Source organism: Enhydrobacter sp. (genome assembly GCF_030246845.1).
Classification (GTDB): domain Bacteria; phylum Pseudomonadota; class Alphaproteobacteria; order Reyranellales; family Reyranellaceae; genus Reyranella.
The window spans coordinates 3,890,515-3,909,766 of sequence record NZ_CP126889.1 but is presented as its reverse complement, the minus strand read 5'-3'; the positions used below and the strand labels follow the sequence as shown (position 1 = coordinate 3,909,766).

Below are 19,252 nucleotides of genomic sequence, written 5' to 3'. Positions count from 1 at the left end.
GTCAGCCGGGCGGCACCACGTCCAGGCGCAGCCGGTCGAGCGGGCTGGCCGTGTTGCGTATCGTCGTGGAAGCCACTCGGGTGTAGCGAGCGGTCGTCGACAGGTTGCTGTGGCCGAGCAGGACCTGGATGATGCGGATGTCGGTGCCAGCCTCCAGCAGGTGAGTCGCAAAGCTGTGGCGCAGCGTGTGCACCGTCACCCGCTTGGCCAAGCCCGCTGCCTTGCAGGCTGAACGGCAGGCGGCATGCAGGACTTGCGGATCGATCGGCCGGTTCTCATCACGGCCAGGGAACAGCCAATGGGGCGGCTGCACCAGGCGCCAGTAACCTCGCAAGATCGTCAGCAGCTGCGGCGACAGCATGGCATAGCGGTCCTTGGCACCCTTGCCCTCTTCGATCCGGATCATCATCCGGCTGCTGTCGATATCGCTGACCTTCAGCCGCACCGCCTCCGAGGCCCGCAGCCCGGCGGCATACGCCGTGGTCAGCGCCGTGCGGCTCTTCAAGCCAGGCACCGCTTCAAGAAAGCGGACAACCTCGTCCGCACTCAGCACCAACGGCAGCTTGCGAGGCTCGCGCGCATACGGGATGCGCTCCGGCAGTTCGCTCCGCCCCAGCGTCACGCCGTAGAAGAAGCGCAGCGCACAGACGATCTGATTGAGTGCCGGCCAGGAGATGCCGCGGGCAACCAGCTGCACCTGATAGGTGCGCACATCTTCGATATCCAATCGATCCGGCGAGCAACCAAAATACTGGCTGAACTTCGCCACCGCATGGAGGTACGATCGTTGCGTCGCCGGCGACAGATTGCGGACCGTCATATCCTCGGTCATGCGGCGGCGAAGAGGGCTCAACTCGGCCATCGGGGTTCTCCTGTCTGCAAGGGTGGGCTTCGACAACCCGCAATCCTTCAGACAGGAGCGCTCTCACGCCAATACAGAACCCCAAACACCGCGCCAGCGGTTTAGTTCAATCAAGTCATAACAGTATCACTCTGTGCGATGCTTCGGGAAGCAACCATCGGCCGCTTTCGTCAAGCGCAGGCGCGACTTGACGCTGATGAAAAGCCGAGCGAGCCTGGTCCACCAGTAGTCATCTACTCTATCGTCCGAACACGATTGCTATAGCAAAGTTTGGACGTCGTCGTAGCGCCGCTCGACAGGTTCTCATAGTGGCTCGCGGACTGCGGGACCAACTGGGTCGGCCTCCTCTACACCTGAGAGGCCGTCAACGCAGCCGATCGCGAATTGGGCTCCGTACAAGGTAGGCAGGGTGGAACTCTCCAAGGATCTGTAGCGCAGCCCTGTCCAGAATCTTTACCTCGTGCCTGTTCATGGCGATCAATCCTTCGCTCTTAAGTTCGGCAAGCATGCGATTGACATGCGGGGCGCTCAGCCCCACGACATCGCCGATACCTTCCTGCGAAAGCGGCATTTCAAAAGAGTTCTCAGAAGCATATCCGACGGCCTGAAGGCGGGTCAGCATCTCCAGCAGAAAGTGCGCGAGCCTCATGAGTGGCTCTCGGCGTCCGGTATCGGTGATATGTTCGGCGTAAATCGCTGCTTCCCGTGCAGCGAACCAAAGGAGCGCCGTTGCTATGTTCGCTCTCTTCAAACAGACATCGGTAAACGCGTCGAGCGGAACGTAATGCAGATCCATTTTGTCGACAGCTGTGACCGAAAAGACCGCGTATTCATAGAAGCATGCTGGAAAACCGATGATGTCGCCCGGCAGAATGATATTCACGATCTGACGCTTGCCATTGTGCAAGAGCTTGTATCGGATAGCAAATCCACGCTCGACAATATGTAACGCTTTGTACCCGTAACCTTCGACGATAATGTCTTTCGCCTTCTTCACGACGATCTTGCGCCCCAGCAGGTGGGCCAGCGCCGCGAGATCGTCGTCATCGAGTGGTATCGAGCGGTTCAACTTGATGACGAAGGGGTGATCCTTGACAGGGTTTGCCGTTAGTTTCCGCAACATCACCATCGGTTCCTCAGTACTAACCTTTCGTCGGCTGCCGCGTCGGTGGCCCTCTGTGCCCCGTTGACTGCGCGAGTAATTGCTCAAGCATGAAAGGGAGAATTCCGCGCCCAGAGAAGTATGCGGCCTCGATTGGCGTGTCGATTCGGACCACGAGCGATATGGATTCGCGCAAGCCATCGCGACGTTCAATATGCAGGATTGCCGACTGGTGTGGATGTGGAAGAGCTTCCAGCTCTAGATCAAATCGCTCTGTGCCATCGAGTGCGAGCGTGCGTGCGCTAACGCCCTCGGGGAACTGGCAAGGCAAAACGCCCATGCCAATGAGATTGGATCGATGGATCCGCTCGAAGCCGCTGGCAATCACCGCGCGCACACCGAGCAGACGCGTACCTTTCGCAGCCCAGTCACGCGAGCTGCCCGCACCGTAGTCCTGTCCGGCAATCACGATTAAAGGCACCCCCTCCGTACGGTAGCGCTCAGCCGCGTCGTAGATGCTCATGCGCTCGCCACTAGGCTGGTGGCTGGTGAAACCACCTTCGACGCTCGGAACCATAAGGTTCCGGATGCGGACGTTGGCGAAGGTCCCGCGAACCATGACTTCGTGGTTACCGCGACGCGCGCCATAGCTGTTGAAGTCCTCGACTGGGATATCGTGATCACGCAAATAACTGCCGGCTGGTGATGCCGGTTTGATCGCGCCAGCCGGGCTAATATGATCTGTCGTAATTGAGTCGTCGAAGATGGCAAGGGCGCGCGCAGCTGAGAACCTCGCGGGCTCGGTGGCTGCCATGGATGGATCGAAGTATGGCGGTTCACGAATGTACATTGACGCCGGATTCCATTCGTAAGCGGTCCCCACAGCGGCGGGTATTTGGGTCCACAGGGAATTCTGGCGGGCATAATCGGCATAAACTTTCGTGTACTCGACTGGATCGAACGCGCTTCCGAGGAGTGCTTCGATCTCTTCCGCGGTCGGCCACACGTCGCGCAGATGAACCTCGCGCCCGTCGATGACAGCGAGTGGTTCGCGCGTGAGATCGATATCGATCCGTCCGGCGATGGCAAACGCGACCACCAACGGTGGGCTCATCAGAAAATTTGCCTTCACACTTTGATGAATGCGCGCTTCGAAGTTCCGATTCCCCGAGAGGATGCTGGCGCCGATGATGTCGCGTTTGGTGAGTGCTTCCTCGATTTGTCGGTCCAACGGTCCGGAATTTCCGATGCATGTCGTGCACCCGAATCCGACAAGATTGAAGCCCAAATGGTCGAGGAACGGCTGCAGGCCGGTCTTGCTGAGGTACTCACTCACGATGCGCGATCCAGGTGCGAGTGACGTCTTTACCCATGGCTTGACGCTGAGCCCACGCTCGACAGCTTTCTTCGCCAGGAGACCAGCGGAGAGCATCACTATCGGGTTCGAGGTGTTGGTGCATGAGGTGATGGCCGCGATTACGACGTCGCCATGAGAGAGCTCGCAAATCAACGTTTCAGCACGCAGTCGCTCTGCGTCGCCGGGCCGGTTTGGCGTCGGCCGGTTGTTGACCATCTCCGTCTCAGTGAGTGTGTTGGTATTCGTTTCGTGACCATCTGGGAGCGTTTCGGTCGATTGCGTGCCACCGCCCGGGTGTGGTCTTGCCATGGTCCCGAGCTGCACCGGGACGCTGCGAGCTAGTTCGGCTTCGGACCTGCCATAACCATCGGGATCAGTGATCAACGTCAGGAACTTCTGCTTGAGCTGGCCCAATGCGATTCGATCCTGTGGCCTCTTGGGACCCGCAACCGATGGTTCGATTTCGGAAAGATTGACGTCCAGGACCGAAGTGTAATCGCATTGACCTCGCGCCGGCATCCCGAACAATCCCTGCGCCTGGAAATATCGGCGCACCGCCTCCACATGCGAGTCGCTTCGGCCGGTTACCCTGAGGTACCGGCATGATTGCTCATCAACGGGAAAGTAGCCGATCGTCGCGCCGTATTCAGGGGCCATGTTTCCGATCGTAGCGCGGTCCGGCACAGACAGCGTTGCAGCGCCCTCGCCATGAAATTCCACGAACTTTCCAACTACGCGCGCCTGGCGCAACAACTCGGTGATGCGCAGCACCAGGTCTGTGGCAGTCGCGCCCTCGCGCAGTTGACCGTGCAGGTGCACTCCCACCACGTCGGGCAGGAGGATGTATACGGGCTGGCCGAGCATCGCCGCCTCGGCCTCGATGCCGCCGACGCCCCAGCCTACGACGCCGAGCCCGTTGATCATCGTGGTGTGCGAGTCGGTGCCGACCAGCGTGTCGGGGTAGAGCGTCCCGTCCTTCTCGAGGATGCCGCGCGCAAGGAACTCCAGATTCACCTGATGGCAGATACCAAAGCCTGGTGGGACGATTCGCAGATTGTTGAACGCCTGTGCCCCCCATTTTAGGAACTGGTAGCGTTCGCTATTGCGGCGGAACTCGATCTCCATATTGAGACGGACTGCGTCGGATCGCCCGAAATAGTCGACCTGCACCGAGTGGTCGACAACAAGATCGACGGGAACGACTGGCTGTACACGCAAAATGTCGCCGCCGCGCCGGGTGATGGCGGAGCGCATCGCAGCGAGGTCGACAAGAAGTGGAACGCCTGTAAAGTCCTGGAGCAATACACGTCCGACGATAAAAGGCACCTCAGCTGTCCGGTCGGCATTTGGTTGCCAATGCGCCAGAGTTTCGACGTCTTCCTCTCGGATGCGCTGGCCATCGAGGTTGCGGAGGACCGATTCAAGGAGAATGCGAAGACTTACTGGTAGTCGTGAAATGCGCCCGATCCCTTTCTTCTCGAATAGAGGAAGAGAATGAAATGTGCTCGATGGCGCGGCGGGAAAATCCAGACGTTGGCGGAGATCAATCATGTGAGACTCCTCGTCAGGGGCATGTTACGCGTCGTGTAGGGCGCATGTTCATCGTCACCCACTCGTGTGCCGTTCACGAAAGCGATAACCAGCATCTCCTGTCGAAATGCCTGTCCCCGGTTGACGTTTCACTCAACGGTCCTAGGGGTATTCACTCACGAAGATCCGACGATCTCTGTTTGCCTATACCGCTTCCGGAAGTGCATGGATGTGAACCTGTTCACCGGAATGCTTTTTGAGGATGCTAATGGCACGCTCTTCGTTTGCCTGGGTCCTTGCGTGTACCCACAACAGTAGGCCGCCATGATCCAGGTGCTGCTGCAAATGATGGGCATGGTCTTCGCCGACCCACTTGGCGAGAACCGAGCCGATAAGACCTCCGGCGCCCCCCGTCAGCGCCGCACCTACGATAATGGCAGTAAGCGTGCCGCCGGACGCGACAATGGCTCCCGCCGCCGCCACTGCACCCACATAGCTGAGTACACCAATAAGCGCGCCTTCTGCTCCTCCGATAGCTTCGGGTGAGACGTAAGCCGCTCGAGGGATCGTCCGATCATCTGCAAGCGAGCTGACTTTTCGATACCGGTGGCCGAGTTTCTCCTCAACCGCCTGTTCGCTGGCGAGAAGGCTTAACTCGGCGCGATGGAAGCCCGACTGGAGCAGTTCGTCGATAGCAGCCTGGAGAGTATCGGCGTCTTTGAAGATGCCGACGGCTTCGCGAACCATGCGCCTCTTCTGCGCTTCTGACATTTCAACCCACCTTCAACCCGGAAAAAGATATCGCGCAACCGAAGCCCTACGTGTCATCGCCGATCAATCGTTCAGCTCACCGGTGTTGTTCATGATGCCAACGCGGTGTCGGAAGACGAGCTCTCGTCCTAGCCATCCGCTGGCGAGGAAGAGAGCAACTACGATCGCCGAGAGAATGATCCATACGAGACGAGGTAGTGCCGCGAGCGCGCCCCACCAGAAGGGCGATTTGGAATGCCACGAGCGGGGGATGGATCGGAGGCCCCTGATACCGTACTCGGCGCGCCACTATAATCCAACCCTTCACCTGGGTCCTCCTGCCAATAGGCTCGAGAAGATATTGGTGAACAAATTGCGCGGACAGGCTCGGAAAATACCTAGACTCCTCAGGTAGTTTTCTCGGCCCACGAAGCGTGGCCTGGTCTATTCGCTGGTCGATAGCGAAGGATGATCGGTTGGACAGGTTGCCTCCGGCGGTATGCGCTACGCGCAGACCCGAAGAGTAACGGGACGGGACGCTGCGCGACCGGGGCTTCGCGCCCCGTCCAATTACACCGCCAACTGAGAGGGCAGAAGCGGAACAGGCTCAACCTGCTGACCGATAAGAAACGGGGGGCAGGTCACCCGACCTCGGTAGTTTCCGAGCCTATCGCGCTGCATCCCTTCCTCCAATATGAACCCATGCGAGAAGAGACGCGTCATCATTTGCCCAAGCTCGAGGAGAGCAGTATGCCTGTCGTCAATCAACATACCGAGCTGGCTCCGGCCAGTCGCAGAGGTTTCTTTTCCGGGTTCGGCAAGCTCAGCTTGTCGGCGACCGCCATCGCCCTGCTGGCCGGCAACGAGAAGCTGGCCCTCATCGGCACCGCTTCGGCGCAGACCGCCAACAACGACGTCACGATCCTGAACTCGGCGCTCGGCGCCGAGCAGCAGGCGATCGCCGCCTACCAGCTCGGCGCCGACTCCGGCCTCCTGCAGAAGCCCGTGCTGGCGCTGGCGGTCCAATTCCAGGGCCATCACAAGCAACACGCTGCGGCGCTCGCCAAGGCGGTGCAGAAGCTGGGCGGCAAGCCGGCGACACCGCTCAAGGACTACGGCTTCCCCAAGGACAAGCTCAAGACCGAGGCCGACGTGCTGGGCTTTGCCGCGACGCTCGAAAAGGGTGCGGTCAGCGCCTATCTCGGCGCCGTTCCGATCCTCACCGATCGCGAGCTGGCCAAGGCCGCCGCCTCGATCCTGGGCGACGAGGCGATGCACTGGGCCGTGCTGCGCCAGGCGCTGGGCCAGAATCCCGTGCCCGACGCCTTCGTCTCCTGATTCCAGTCCGGGATCGCCGTCCATGAGAGCTTTCGTTGCGGCCAGCCTTCTTGCGTTCCTCATCGCCGGACTGCCTATCGAGCGGGCCGCCGTCGCCGCGACCGGCGATCCCAAGCGCGGCGAGGAGGTCTATCACCGCTGCCTCGCCTGCCATTCGCTGGAGCACAACCGCGTCGGACCGCGCCAGTGCGGCCTATTCGGCCGCAAGGCCGGCTCGCTGAAAGACTACTCCTACTCCAAGGCTATGAAGAACTACGGCGTGATCTGGAACAAGAAGACGCTCGACCATTTCCTGGAGAATCCGATGAAGGCGGTCCCTGGCACCAAGATGGGCTATGCCGGCGTCAAGGATCCGCAGGAGCGCGCCGACCTGATCGCCTATCTCAAGCAGGCGACCCCGAACCCAGCTATCTGCGAGTGAAGGGGAACGGCTCGTACTTCGCTTGTCGGTGCGCGCTTGTCGCCCGCGCAAGGAAGTTCGCCAAAGTTCTCGATCGGACCGCCGTATCCCGCCGTCGAGGTCCGTCGAGGAGTGCCTTGACGTGTGTCGGGCAAGTGACGGTCCTTATGGTTGCCTTACAGATAGACCGGAAATCTGCCAGCTTAAGCTCGCCGAAATGCGCCACTGGCGATGATGGGGAAAGGCGAGGACTTGTGGGGAGCGCCTAGACTAGGGCCTGTTGAGAATCATCGTGAGTTTATCACGGCGGCGGCGAGGTAGATGGCTGCGGCGAAGCTTTGGTCGGTTTTGTCGGCGCGCATGGCGATGCGTTTGAACTCCTTGAGCTTGCTGAAGAAGTTTTCGATCAGGTGTCGCCATTTGTAGAGTTCGGGGCCGATGGGCAGAGAGGAAGTGCGCCGTGGGTGCTGGGCAATCACGACCTTGGCGCCGCGCTGGTCGAGGTCGGCGATGATGGCATTGCTGTCGAAGGCCATATCGGCGATCAGGCCGCCGAACGCCAGCCTGTCGATCAGCGGCGGCACGCCGATGGTGTCGAAGCGCTGGCCGGGCAGCAGGACGAAGCGCACGAGATTGCCCAGCGCATCGGTCAGCGCCAGGATCTTGGTGGTCATGCCGCCCTTGGAGCGGCCTATGGCCTGGCTCTGAGTCCCCCTTTTGCGCCCTGTCCGTGGCGATGGACCTTGACGATGGTGGCGTCGACCATGGCGTACTCCATGTCCGGCGCGTCGGAGCAGGCCTCGAAAAGCCGCTTGAAGACATCGGCTTTGGTCCAGTCGCGGTAGCGCTTGAAGACCGTGTTCCACTTGCCGAAGAAGGCCGGCAGATCCCGCCACGGGCTGCCGGTCCGCACGATCCACAGCACCGCCTCGATGAAGCGGCGGTTGTCACTCCCGCTGCGCCCGGGGTCCGAAAGCTTGCCCAGGCAGTGCGGTTTCCTCTTCGCCCATTGGGCGTCGGTCAGTAAAAGATGATCCATCGCAAGCTTGAATCACATTCGAGCTCTCCGGGGAATCTAGAGGCTTCTGTGAGGTCGCGCAGGCCGATGGTTGGGTCACAGCAGGTCGCGACCTCATTGAAGCCGGATTGAACTGAACCGCTGGGAACCCACGAGCTATGGGTATTGTGTCGAGGCCGCCGCGATAGTGGCAGACGAATGCGACAGCAGGCGGGGACGGTGACGCGGTGGAAGGCGGGTTTGGAGCGGCGCAGGCGGCGGCCATCGCCGCGCCAGCGGCGAGGACGACGCGCTGACGAGGTGCAGGATCGGCGCCTGCGCGCAAGGGCGAGCGCCCATCGACTGATGGAACGCTGTGCGGGTTTGGATGATGGCGACAGAACGATGGCGTCTCATGAACTGTCGAACCAGCTGAGCAAGCGTTGTCGAGCAGGGCGCGGCAGCGGCCCGAGCAGCACCATGGTGCCACCACAGCATGGGCAGAGGTCGAGAGAACGACCAGTGAGCTGTCGATAGCGCTCGCGGTAGTCGGCTGGCGTAGGAGACTCAGGAGTTGGGGCGGCGAGAAGCTGTCGGCAGTGAACGAGCTTGGCGCGGCGATGGCCATTGGCCAGGAAGCCATAATGGCGGATGCGGTGGAAGCCGTCTGGCAGGGTATGCAAGAGGAAGCGGCGGATGAACTCGCTGGCGGCAAGGGTCATCATCTTGGCCTTGCCGTGGCGTCGGTAATCCCGCCAGCGGAAGCTGACCTGTCCCTGCTCGAGGCTGACAAGCCGACTGTTGGCAATGGCCACGCGATGGGTGTAGCGGCCGAGATAGGCGAGGACCTGGTCGGGGTGGCCGAAGGGTGGCTTGGCATAGACGACCCACTCGAGCTGGCGCAGCTCGTCGAGACGCCGCTCGAAGCCGGCCTGATCGGCCAGGCCGGCGAGATCACCGTAGAAGCCGAGGTCACCGGCGTCGAATGCCGTGCGAAGCTTCTCCAGGAACAGCCGCCGGAAGAACCGCGAGAGCACGCGCACGGGCAGGAAGAAGCCCGGCCGGCAGGCAACCCAACGCGTGCCATCGGGCGACAGCCCGCCGGCGGGAACGACGCAGTGGACATGGGGGTGATGCTGCAGGTTCTGACCCCAGGTATGCAGAACCGCGACCACGCCGATCTCGGCACCCAGGTGGCGTGGATTGGCGGCGATCGTGCACAGCGTCTCGGCAGCCGCCCGGAACAGGATGGCATAGACGGTCGCCTTGTTCTGGAAGGCGATCTCGGCCGCCGCAGCCGGCAGGGTGAACACGACGTGGAAGTACGGCACCGGCAGCAACTCGGCTTGCCGCTCCGCCAGCCACGCGGCACGGGCCAGGCCCTGGCACTTGGGACAGTGCCGGTTGCGGCACGAGTTGTAGGCGATGCGGACCAGCCCACAGTCCGCACAATGCTCGACATGACCGCCAAGTGCCGCCGTCCGGCAGAGCTCGATGGCGCTCATGACGCGTCGCTCGGTCAGTCCGAGGTGACCGGCATAGGCTCGACGATAGGCTTCGCCGTGGCGGCGGAAGATCTCCGCCACCTCCAGCCCAGGTGCCACGAGGTGTGCCCGTCAGCCGGGCGGCACCACGTCCAGGCGCAGCCGGTCGAGCGGGCTGGCCGTGTTGCGTATCGTCGTGGAAGCCACTCGGGTGTAGCGAGCGGTCGTCGACAGGTTGCTGTGGCCGAGCAGGACCTGGATGATGCGGATGTCGGTGCCAGCCTCCAGCAGGTGAGTCGCAAAGCTGTGGCGCAGCGTGTGCACCGTCACCCGCTTGGCCAAGCCCGCTGCCTTGCAGGCTGAACGGCAGGCGGCATGCAGGACTTGCGGATCGATCGGCCGGTTCTCATCACGGCCAGGGAACAGCCAATGGGGCGGCTGCACCAGGCGCCAGTAACCTCGCAAGATCGTCAGCAGCTGCGGCGACAGCATGGCATAGCGGTCCTTGGCACCCTTGCCCTCTTCGATCCGGATCATCATCCGGCTGCTGTCGATATCGCTGACCTTCAGCCGCACCGCCTCCGAGGCCCGCAGCCCGGCGGCATACGCCGTGGTCAGCGCCGTGCGGCTCTTCAAGCCAGGCACCGCTTCAAGAAAGCGGACAACCTCGTCCGCACTCAGCACCAACGGCAGCTTGCGAGGCTCGCGCGCATACGGGATGCGCTCCGGCAGTTCGCTCCGCCCCAGCGTCACGCCGTAGAAGAAGCGCAGCGCACAGACGATCTGATTGAGTGCCGGCCAGGAGATGCCGCGGGCAACCAGCTGCACCTGATAGGTGCGCACATCTTCGATATCCAATCGATCCGGCGAGCAACCAAAATACTGGCTGAACTTCGCCACCGCATGGAGGTACGATCGTTGCGTCGCCGGCGACAGATTGCGGACCGTCATATCCTCGGTCATGCGGCGGCGAAGAGGGCTCAACTCGGCCATCGGGGTTCTCCTGTCTGCAAGGGTGGGCTTCGACAACCCGCAATCCTTCAGACAGGAGCGCTCTCACGCCAATACAGAACCCCAAACACCGCGCCAGCGGTTTAGTTCAATCCCAAATCTCAACAGGCCCTAGGCGGACGACGAGAGGTGTCTCTGACGGCGCGGCGGCAGTTTAGAGCACGGGCGGCAAGTGATGCCGAGCCAGGGGTTGGGGCTGGCTGGCAAATCATCCGCAGGTTGGGCCGCTGAAGTGGACTCTGTGGTTGGGATCGTTCGGGGCTCCGCTCCTATAAGCTGGCTCCGGCTCGGAATCATCGAACGATTAACCGTCAGTTAGACCATGCGTCTGAGCGTCATCGAGCACGCTCGCAGGTTCTTCAATACAGGTTGAAAATCGCCTACTGCTATTCCGTTCAGCCGCATCACCCGATTCAACTAAGAGTTCTCAAATTCGTTCCGCGTCTCGAGCTGGGGTCAACTTTTGTATCCCAGAAATCTCGTGCAATATCCTGGTCTCGGTCGTACCAGGCAACTTGAGGCAAATAGAATTCCTAGTGATTACCTTTTGCTTCACGAGTTCGTATAGCTCGGAGGAAATCAAGAGCTTGGTATTTGCCTCCTTGTTTGCTGCCTCGATGCGACTGGCGATATTGACTGTGTCTCCAATGGCTGTGAGGCTTTCCCTGGCAGGCGGGCCAACCATTCCGACAACGGCTTCGCCGTAATGAATGCCGATGCCGACATCAAATCCTTGCCCATACTCGACCTGCATGCTGGACTTGAGGCGGTCGACTTCGTCCAGCATTTCCATCGCGGCCTTCACGCTTCGAAATGGCGCGTTGCTCTGACCGCCCAAGCCGAAGATCGCCATCACGGCATCCCCAATAATCTTGTCGATATATCCACCATTGGCCTCGATTATTTTCCCGATATGGTAGAAGTGGCGGTTGAGAGCGAACATCACGTCATACGGCGAGCGCACCCTCGCAAATGCTGTAAATCCACGAATGTCACAAAACATGACGGCAATATGCTTAGCCTCACCGCAGGAGCCGATCGATTTCTTGGACAATTGGCTCGTGATTGCCAGATCTACGTCATCAACGACAAGGCGACGAAACTTTACATCACCCAGTGATCGGGTTTGGCATGCCAAACGTAACTCGGGCGAAAATCCGAGCGGCTCGGATAACGCCCGTTCCGCCTCAGTGCGTGGCGTACAATTCTCGAGCCCCGTGAGAATGCGCACCCGGCAAGTTGAGCACTTGGCTGCTCCGCCGCAGGCATGCGCGTGACGGATTCCGGCTCGAAGATCCGCTTCCAGAAGGGTTTCTTCGGTCACGAAAGCGAAGGTCAGCCCATCTGGCAAACACGTTATCCTCGGCACAATCGCGTCCCCGTTTCGGCAATTATCTGCAACATCAATCGTATCTTGGGGCGTCCGCACAGACCCTGAAGTTCATGCCCTTCCATCGACCCTACTGGACCAGGGTCTGCGTTTGGTGCCCCTTCGGCGCAAGTCGTCCAAAAAGCCGCAATTCGCTCAAGCGTCCAGCGCCCGCGCGTAGACGTCGGCGTAGCGGGTTGCTGAGCGATGCCAGCCGAAGTTCTTGGCCATGGCATGCTTGCGCATCTGGCAGAAGAGACGCCTCAAGCGAAAGACTTCGAACGCGCGGGTCACGGCACCGGTCAAACGCGCTCTCGTCGCTGGTGAGAACATTATGCCGGAAAATCCGTCCTCAACGGTATCGACGAGGCCGCCGATGCGGTGGGCGATCGGCAGCGCGCCAGAAAGCTGCGCATACATCTGGCTCAGCCCGCAGGGCTCGAAACGAGACGGCATCAGCAAGAAGTCGCTCGCTGCGAAGAGACGCCGCGCGTCGCGGTCGTCGAAGCCGATGCGGACGGCGATCGCGCCCGGAAATTTCCGCGCCAAATTCTCAGCCCGCTCCTCGTAACGCGACACGCCGCGACCCATGATGACCAGCTGCCCACCTTTAGATACTATGGTCTCTGCTACCTCCAACGATAGGTCGATCCCCTTCTGATGAACGAGGCGGGAAATGATGGAGAAGAGCGGGCCTCGTGAATCTGGCAGTTCGAATGTTTTGCGGATCTCGGCGGCGTTGCGGCACTTCCATGATCGCACGATCTGCTCTGTGGTCTTTCCACCCTCAATGAGTGCGTTCCAGCTGTCGTCGACGCCGTTGATGATGCCGGTGAGGCGCCCTTCATCCATGCGGGTCTTGAGCAGGCCTTCCAGACCACAGCCATACTCTGGTGTCGTGATCTCCTGTGCGTAGGTCTCGCTGACGGTGGTGACGTGTGAGCCGTAGAAAATGCCGCTCTTGAGGAATGAAATCTTGCCGTAGAACTCAGCGCCGTCGATGGTGAAAGCGAAGTCCGGGATAGCGAGCCTACCCATGCGCTCGGGTTCATACTGACCTTGATAGGCAAGATTGTGGATCGTCAGAATAGAGGGCGTCGTCAGACCCTTCCAGCGCATGTAACCAGGAGCGAGGGCAGACGGCCAGTCGTTGACGTGGATTATGTCCGGTTTCCAGTTTGGATCGGCCTCGCCGGCGGCGATTTCCGCAGCGGCAAGCGATAGCCGGCCGAAGCGAATGTCATTATCGCCGAAATCTTCGCCAGCGCGAGGCCCATAGGGCGTACCTTCGCGATCATAAAGCTCGTCGCAAAGCGCAGCATAGATCGTAAGACCATCCACAGTCGAAAAGCGGCCAAGCGACCACGGAGGTAGGCTCGCCGTGCGGGGCATCTCGCGGATGATCTCCATGCCTGGCTTGATCGCCCGAACCTGACGGTAGCCAGGAATTAGGACGCGCAAATCACAGAAGGCACGCAACTGCCGCGGCAAAGCAGCGGAAATTTCCCCAAGACCGCCAGCCTGGAGGAAACCACTCATCTCGGAAGTGACGAAGAGAAGCTTTGTTGTGGCAAGAATGGGAAAACGGGCATTGTCGAGATCGCCCCGATCAGCAGGCGCACGATTTAGAATGTAGTCTGCGGTAGAGGGCATCGTCACGGTTCCCACCTATTTCAAGACCTCTGTCGCGGCAACACCTGGATCATTTGTCACCGGTCGAGGTTCGACGTTGAGATCTGCGCAGGGACGGTGTGGGCTGCCGTTGTAGAAGTCCCTGGAGACTGCGTTGGCGTCCTCGCAAGCCATTGCGCGCCAAGCACTAGGACGATGAATACCACGTCGATCAGGATCAGACGTGCGACGGCGCGGGAGTAGGATGCTAGATCGAGGTCGCGCAGCGGCTGGCACGTCCTCTCGGCATCGGCGCCGCGCGGCAACAGCGCGATCAGGCGAGCGGCGACCTTTGCGGCATCTCGACATACCGACGGGCCGTTTGGCAACGTCGCGATCAATGGGTCAGCCTTTCAATCGCCGAGTGTTCCGGCAACTGTGCCAAACTGGCGGCCTCCAACCACGGGTCGACGCTCAACCGCGCTAATGCCGACAGAACGCTGAGTGCCATTCCGTTCTCGTCGTCACCGACCGGAGCAAACAGGAAAGCATCAAACTCTGATCCAAGCTGGGGCATCGAAGCTGAGTGTTCCATTGGCAGACCGATTTCCGCGGCGTCCGTCGCTACAGTTGAGAAATCAGGACCAGCAGAGAGCGACAATGCCGCCCTGTAGCTGACTCAAAATGTAGGAAAGTCGGCACACTGCGCTAACCCTCGGAAACTACGTAATTGCAGCTGTGTGCCGCACGCCGTTCGAAAACTTTAGGCACCTGCTCCACACGCATTCACACTCCGTAGTTTCCGAGTCTACTGATGCTCTGCTGCGGCCTGATAAGACGCTAGCACGCGACGGCGGTTTATCCCGTCATGGCAAAGACGGACCAACGTTGCTTCGGGTTGGTTTAGACGCCCGTGGCAGCATGGCAGTGACGTCGTCACGCACAGGAGGGAGACAGTGAGCTACAAGACTGTTCTTGTTCATTGCGACGCCAGCAAATCGGTGTCGCATCGACTGGTCGTGGCGGCGGAGCTGGCGCAACGGTTCGGTGCGCGCCTTGTCGGCCTCCACGTTCGCCGGCCTTTTGAAACGTCCGCCTTCTTCGATAGTGGATCCGCTACGGCCGACTTCTTCAGGATTTACGGCGAAGGCGTGAAGGCCGACGAGACCAAGGCCTCGGCGGCTTTCGCCAAGGCCACCAAGGGCAAGGAACTGGCTGCAGAGTGGCGGGCGGTTGACGGCTATGTCAAAGGCGAACTTGCTATGCAGGCCCGCTACGCCGATCTCGTCGTGCTGGGGCAAGCCGGCAAAGAGCTGACGGCGACACCATCGGACCTCCCGGAAACCATAGCGCTCACGACCGGCAGGCCGGTGCTCGTAGTGCCGTTTATCGGCGCCAGGACGCCGGGCAAGATCGTTCTGCTGTGCTGGAACGCCAGCCGCGAAGCCACGCGTACCGCGGCCGATGCCCTGCCGTTCCTCAAGAGAGCGCAAAAGGTCATCATCCTGGTCGTCAATCCTACAGTTTCGGCAGAAGGCCACGGCGCCGAACCGGGCGCCGACGCGGCCGCCTGGCTCGCGCGCCATGGCGTCAAGGTCAGGGTCCAGCGCGATCTGGCGCCGGATGCCGATGTCGGCGGAGTGATCCTGTCGCGTGCCGCCGATCACGATGCCGACCTTATCGTGATGGGCATCTACGGCCACTCCCGGATGCGGGAAATGGTGCTCGGCGGCGCCAGCCGGACGGTGCTCGCCAGCATGACCGTTCCGGTCTTCATGTCTCACTAGATCGCGAGTCGAGTCCTCTCAAACACGAAAAGGAGATTTTATCATGCCGGAGGAAATCCTTGGCCCACAGAAGCTGGGGCCGCTAACGCCACTGGTCGGCGAATGGGAAGGCGATACGGGGATCGATCTCTCGTACCACAACAAGGACGACCTGACAGGCGAGACCACATACTTCGAGAAAGCTTGGTTCAGGCCGATACCGATTCAGGAGAACGGGCACCAGGAATTGTGGGGCCTCAACTACGGTATGACGGCGTGGCGCCACGGCGAGGAAGCGATGGATCCCTTCCACGATGAGGTCGGCTTCCTGCTGTGGGACAAGGCCCACGGCGAAATCATGCGCGCGGTGGTGTTCGGGCGCGGCATCGCGATCCTCGCGGGCAGCAGCGCCAAATTGCACGATAAAATCCTGACATTCGACGCCAAGCCAGGGGCGACACACTACGGCGTGCTGCAGAACAAATATCTACTGGAACGCGCCGAAATCCGCGATTTCAGGAGCCGCTTCACAATCAACGACGACGGCACCTTAAGCTATACCTCCGACCTGCTCCTGAAGCTCGCCGCCGCCGGCGGGGAAATGCATCACACGGACAGGAACACCCTGCATCGCGTCAAGCGCTATCACCCCAGCGCCGAAAACGGCTGATGACCGCGACACCAAACAGCAGCCTCGCCAACCTACAATGGCGGCCAATAACCTATCCGACCCTTGTCGATCCGGGTAGTTGCCGCTCAATTGTTGAACGTGCCACCATGCCGGTCAGAACTCCATTGCAAGTCTCAACAGACCAAAAGGATGGCTTGCTTAGGCTCGACGGTGGATGAATGCGCAGCATTGATTCGGCGCAATGCGCTGAATTGCAGACGTCGACGTCGATTTGCGCAGAAATGGGCTCATCAACTAGTGGAGGATGCCATGAGGATTGTTTTGACCGGTCGCTGGCCACGCGCACTGTCAGCGATTCTGCGGGTCAAGTCGCTTGTAAGCTGTGCCTCGGGGCGCGTCGACATGATCTCCTTGGTGCCAGTTCGAGTGCAGTCGCGGCCTCGGCATGGCAGGAAGCGCTAGGCAATGGAACCCGACATCGACCGGTTTTATCGGACGCTTGTACGCGACATGCCGGATGGGATCATCTATGCAGATGCCGAAGGCCAAATCGGCTTCTGGAATAAGGGCGCGGAGCGGATCTTCGGTTTCTCGGCTGACGAAGCCATCGGTAAGTCGCTCGACATCATCATCCCGGAAAGCCTTCGCAAGCGCCATTGGAGCGGTTATAGGGAGGCCGTATGCAGCGGCAAATCTCGTTACGGCGCGGATGATGTACTAGCCGTTCCAGCATTGCGTAAGGACGGTACACATATCTCAGTAGAGTTCACCATCTTGCCATTCCACGATAAAACTGGCCGCACGCTGGGTATGGCGGCGGTGTTGCGTGACGTCACAAAGCGGTTCGAGGAGATGAAAGCTTTGCGAGCCGCGGCGGCCCTGAAGCCCCTGGCCTCGGTAGCGGATAAGCGCCTACGCCGCTGCCACAAAGACCAAGAGGAGCGATCATGACGATGAGACGGCTCCGGGGTGACCGGGCGCGTCTTTTGGCGACCATGCTTCCATTGGCCAAGTCTGCCGGGACATCGCGGCGCCCCCGGCAAGGCCAACCGACAAGTGAGCGGAGCATTCATACAACCCCGACTCTCACCTCAAGACTATCCGCAAGAGAGGTCGTTCGTCTGCTGCGCGCAGAGATCGAATCCGCGAAGGGGCAACCCGAACTATATTTCACAATCTCGAAAGAGTATCTCAGGAAGGGCGATCGGGCGCACCATTCGGATGCCCCCAATCATGAGCCTGCATTCGATTTTGTTATCGAGCATGCGTTACTGACCATCGAGCCCCGCCGGGAGCGGGACTATTGGGTGCTTAAAGTAGAGGTAAAGACACCGGTCGGACGTCGTTCCCATTATGACGATGCGGGTTTATTGCACAAGGATTTGACGCTGGACGAATTTGAACAAGAGCTATCTGTCTTCGGTAAGAGACGAATTGCGGTGCGGCTTGAAGCGGAAACACTGGCGGCCCGAGACCATTTCAAGCAGTGGAAGTTGGAAATGCGTACGCGTCATCCGGTGCGTGCCCCGAAGACTAGAGTTGCTCAACGAATATTTCCCTCTAGGAAATCGGAAAGATCCGAATTGGAGCCGCTTCCGAAGAGCGACGCTGCACATACACCTTCTCGCGAATGCGAGACAAACGGCCCGCAGGGCGGCCAGGAATTGCGAGAGATAGAGAAAGGCATGGCCATGCTCGTGGAAAGTATGCTGCCGCTGGCACAAAAAAAATTACTGACGCTTCCAAAGAATGCCTCGCTCGTTGAAGCCGGCAAGCTTCTTGCCCACAAGGAGGCGAATCTCGTGGTCATATGCCATCGCAACGGGAAGCTGGCCGGCGTAATAGCTAAAACCGACATCGTCCGAGAATTGTGCGGTCGTCGAAGCCTCAGCCGTAGGAATACGGCCAACGCGATGACACGAAAGGTTCTATCCTGCCACCCAAAGGATTATTTGGCAGACCTTTGGTCAAACATGAAAGCAAACGGTTTCAAGCATATCCCGATCGTCGACGCGGACTCGCGGCCAATCGGCCTCGCCATCGCTCGGGACGTCCTTGAACTGATGATCGAGGAATTCGAGCACGAGGAGCAACTATTGCGTGATTATGTGATGTGCGTCGGCTCTCGTTAGCAATGGGAAGGGGGCCGCATCATAAAGTGCGACGATGGTAGATCGTCGAGTGCACGCCGCCGATCAATGATGCTGTCCTGTCGAGCGCCATAACCCCCGGCTCGTTCAGCGACTTGCCAGTCGGGCGCTTAGGGTGATCTCGGTGCAAGCCAGCGCAGACAGGACAGTGGCGCTTCAGTTCTCAATAGCCCGTCGAACGTTAAGAATCCGGATTGAGGCTCGGTTGGGGTGAAGAGGCCGGCCAACAGGGCGAGGAAGATTGAGGGCAAAAGCTCTCTCAGCCCGGGGAAGATGCGGCGGAAGTTGTGGCCGACGGCGGTCAGGACGGCGTTTGCGGCGCCGCAGGCATGGTCCTTGAGGTAGCAGCGGCCGAGGTGCCCTTGTTCCTTCATGTGGCCGATGAGGGGTTCGATGGCGGAGCGACGCCTGACCTCGCGCTTGATGACGCCGACCACGCCGCGTTTCTGGCCTGAGATGAAGACGCGGCGCGAGTAGGGCGCGTCGTGGCCCCGATATCCCCTGTCGACGTAAGCGCGCTCGATGTGGAGGCCGGTGAGCCGCTGGGCGGGCTTGATGGCGCCGCGAAGCGTGTGACCGTCGTAGGGATTGCCGGACAAGGACTGGGCATGCAGCACGAACTGGCCGGCGGCCGCGCAGCGGTTGGCGGCGACGATCGAGACCTTGACCCCGAACGCGTACGGCCGCGGACCTTGCCCTTGCCGGTGCACTCGACCTCGAGAGCGTGGAAGGAGGCGGGCCTTCGACAACGCCTTCCAGGAAGCGCTCGCACGGGCCTCGCAGATCCCCTCCCAGCGGCAACGGCAGCGTGGCTGGAAGCTCTATTCTCTGGTCTTGCGGCGGATGTCGCGGATCAGCTGACCCAGCCGGGTGCGCAGGGTACGCATCCGAGGA

At 60.4% G+C, this 19,252-nt stretch carries 16 protein-coding genes and 2 pseudogenes; 6 read left to right on the top strand and 12 right to left on the bottom strand.

The features are described from left to right. Position 1: 1 nt before the first annotated feature. From OJF58_RS19525 to OJF58_RS19510, 4 genes are all read right to left on the bottom strand, one after another. A complete protein-coding gene (locus tag OJF58_RS19525) occupies positions 2–862 on the bottom strand; it encodes a tyrosine-type recombinase/integrase (RefSeq protein WP_300779415.1) in 861 nt (286 codons plus the stop codon). A gap of 364 nt (positions 863–1,226) precedes the next feature. Further along, positions 1,227–1,991 (bottom strand): Crp/Fnr family transcriptional regulator, encoded by a 765-nt coding sequence (locus OJF58_RS19520; RefSeq protein WP_300779421.1) that lies wholly within the window; start codon positions 1,989–1,991, stop codon positions 1,227–1,229. Positions 1,992–2,004: 13 nt separating this feature from the next. Then, positions 2,005–4,872, bottom strand: a complete 2,868-nt coding sequence (locus OJF58_RS19515; RefSeq protein ID WP_300779420.1) for an aconitate hydratase — start codon at positions 4,870–4,872, stop codon at positions 2,005–2,007. A 183-nt stretch (positions 4,873–5,055) separates the two neighbouring features. Next, on the bottom strand, positions 5,056–5,598 hold the full coding sequence (locus tag OJF58_RS19510) for a hypothetical protein (RefSeq protein ID WP_300779419.1): 543 nt from the start codon (positions 5,596–5,598) through the stop codon (positions 5,056–5,058). Positions 5,599–6,351: 753 nt separating this feature from the next. On the opposite strand from OJF58_RS19510, the gene OJF58_RS19505 reads away from it, so the two are divergent. Both OJF58_RS19505 and OJF58_RS19500 read left to right on the top strand, forming a co-directional pair. Then, a complete protein-coding gene (locus OJF58_RS19505) occupies positions 6,352–6,939 on the top strand; it encodes a ferritin-like domain-containing protein (RefSeq protein ID WP_300779418.1) in 588 nt (195 codons plus the stop codon). Positions 6,940–6,961: 22 nt separating this feature from the next. After that, positions 6,962–7,360, top strand: a complete 399-nt coding sequence (locus tag OJF58_RS19500; protein ID WP_300779417.1) for a cytochrome c family protein — start codon at positions 6,962–6,964, stop codon at positions 7,358–7,360. Between the two features lie 266 nt (positions 7,361–7,626). On the opposite strand, the pseudogene OJF58_RS19495 reads toward OJF58_RS19500, so the two are convergent. The 7 genes and pseudogenes from OJF58_RS19495 to OJF58_RS19465 form a co-directional block, all read right to left on the bottom strand. Next, a pseudogene (locus OJF58_RS19495) lies at positions 7,627–8,378 on the bottom strand (IS5 family transposase). 371 nt (positions 8,379–8,749) lie between these two features. Next, positions 8,750–9,940: an IS91 family transposase gene (locus OJF58_RS19490; protein ID WP_300779416.1), complete on the bottom strand. Its 1,191-nt coding sequence runs from the start codon at positions 9,938–9,940 to the stop codon at positions 8,750–8,752. Between the two features lie 12 nt (positions 9,941–9,952). Further along, positions 9,953–10,813, bottom strand: a complete 861-nt coding sequence (locus OJF58_RS19485) for a tyrosine-type recombinase/integrase (RefSeq protein WP_300779415.1) — start codon at positions 10,811–10,813, stop codon at positions 9,953–9,955. Positions 10,814–11,258: 445 nt separating this feature from the next. After that, positions 11,259–12,182 (bottom strand): adenylate/guanylate cyclase domain-containing protein, encoded by a 924-nt coding sequence (locus OJF58_RS19480; RefSeq protein ID WP_300779414.1) that lies wholly within the window; start codon positions 12,180–12,182, stop codon positions 11,259–11,261. Positions 12,183–12,356: 174 nt separating this feature from the next. After that, the gene (glgA, locus tag OJF58_RS19475) at positions 12,357–13,853 is read right to left on the bottom strand and encodes a glycogen synthase GlgA (RefSeq protein WP_300785320.1); all 1,497 of its coding nucleotides are present in this window, start codon (positions 13,851–13,853) and stop codon (positions 12,357–12,359) included. A 56-nt stretch (positions 13,854–13,909) separates the two neighbouring features. Continuing rightward, the gene (locus tag OJF58_RS19470) at positions 13,910–14,212 is read right to left on the bottom strand and encodes a hypothetical protein (protein WP_300779413.1); all 303 of its coding nucleotides are present in this window, start codon (positions 14,210–14,212) and stop codon (positions 13,910–13,912) included. Further along, positions 14,209–14,388, bottom strand: a complete 180-nt coding sequence (locus OJF58_RS19465; RefSeq protein WP_300779412.1) for a hypothetical protein — start codon at positions 14,386–14,388, stop codon at positions 14,209–14,211. Before OJF58_RS19465 ends, OJF58_RS19470 begins: the two co-directional genes overlap by 4 nt. A gap of 379 nt (positions 14,389–14,767) precedes the next feature. Between OJF58_RS19465 and OJF58_RS19460 the strand changes: the two genes are divergently transcribed. The 4 genes from OJF58_RS19460 to OJF58_RS19445 all read left to right on the top strand — a co-directional run bounded on the left by OJF58_RS19460 (position 14,768) and on the right by OJF58_RS19445 (position 18,340). Next, complete coding sequence (locus OJF58_RS19460; protein ID WP_300779411.1) at positions 14,768–15,598, top strand: universal stress protein; 831 nt, start codon at positions 14,768–14,770, stop codon at positions 15,596–15,598. 43 nt (positions 15,599–15,641) lie between these two features. Further along, positions 15,642–16,247 (top strand): FABP family protein, encoded by a 606-nt coding sequence (locus tag OJF58_RS19455; protein WP_300779410.1) that lies wholly within the window; start codon positions 15,642–15,644, stop codon positions 16,245–16,247. Positions 16,248–16,673: 426 nt separating this feature from the next. After that, positions 16,674–17,159 (top strand): PAS domain S-box protein, encoded by a 486-nt coding sequence (locus tag OJF58_RS19450; protein ID WP_300779409.1) that lies wholly within the window; start codon positions 16,674–16,676, stop codon positions 17,157–17,159. Next, positions 17,156–18,340 (top strand): CBS domain-containing protein, encoded by a 1,185-nt coding sequence (locus tag OJF58_RS19445; RefSeq protein WP_300779408.1) that lies wholly within the window; start codon positions 17,156–17,158, stop codon positions 18,338–18,340. Before OJF58_RS19450 ends, OJF58_RS19445 begins: the two co-directional genes overlap by 4 nt. 266 nt (positions 18,341–18,606) lie before the next feature. Here OJF58_RS19445 and OJF58_RS19440 read toward each other — a convergent pair. Further along, positions 18,607–19,248, bottom strand: a pseudogene (locus tag OJF58_RS19440) (IS5/IS1182 family transposase); the annotation flags it as partial. Positions 19,249–19,252: the final 4 nt, after the last annotated feature.

Excerpts from the sequence above, each read along its gene's own strand:
- OJF58_RS19455 (WP_300779410.1), top strand. The coding sequence starts at position 15,642 with ATGCCGGAGGAAATCCTTGGCCCACAGAAGCTGGGGCCGCTAACGCCA.
- OJF58_RS19485 (WP_300779415.1), bottom strand. The coding sequence starts at position 10,813 with ATGGCCGAGTTGAGCCCTCTTCGCCGCCGCATGACCGAGGATATGACG.
- glgA (WP_300785320.1), bottom strand. The coding sequence starts at position 13,853 with ATGCCCTCTACCGCAGACTACATTCTAAATCGTGCGCCTGCTGATCGG.
- OJF58_RS19500 (WP_300779417.1), top strand. The coding sequence starts at position 6,962 with ATGAGAGCTTTCGTTGCGGCCAGCCTTCTTGCGTTCCTCATCGCCGGA.
- OJF58_RS19505 (WP_300779418.1), top strand. The coding sequence starts at position 6,352 with ATGCCTGTCGTCAATCAACATACCGAGCTGGCTCCGGCCAGTCGCAGA.
- OJF58_RS19445 (WP_300779408.1), top strand. The coding sequence starts at position 17,156 with ATGACGATGAGACGGCTCCGGGGTGACCGGGCGCGTCTTTTGGCGACC.
- OJF58_RS19450 (WP_300779409.1), top strand. The coding sequence starts at position 16,674 with ATGGAACCCGACATCGACCGGTTTTATCGGACGCTTGTACGCGACATG.
- OJF58_RS19525 (WP_300779415.1), bottom strand. The coding sequence starts at position 862 with ATGGCCGAGTTGAGCCCTCTTCGCCGCCGCATGACCGAGGATATGACG.
- OJF58_RS19515 (WP_300779420.1), bottom strand. The coding sequence starts at position 4,872 with ATGATTGATCTCCGCCAACGTCTGGATTTTCCCGCCGCGCCATCGAGC.
- OJF58_RS19520 (WP_300779421.1), bottom strand. The coding sequence starts at position 1,991 with ATGGTGATGTTGCGGAAACTAACGGCAAACCCTGTCAAGGATCACCCC.
- OJF58_RS19510 (WP_300779419.1), bottom strand. The coding sequence starts at position 5,598 with ATGGTTCGCGAAGCCGTCGGCATCTTCAAAGACGCCGATACTCTCCAG.
- OJF58_RS19465 (WP_300779412.1), bottom strand. The coding sequence starts at position 14,388 with ATGCCCCAGCTTGGATCAGAGTTTGATGCTTTCCTGTTTGCTCCGGTC.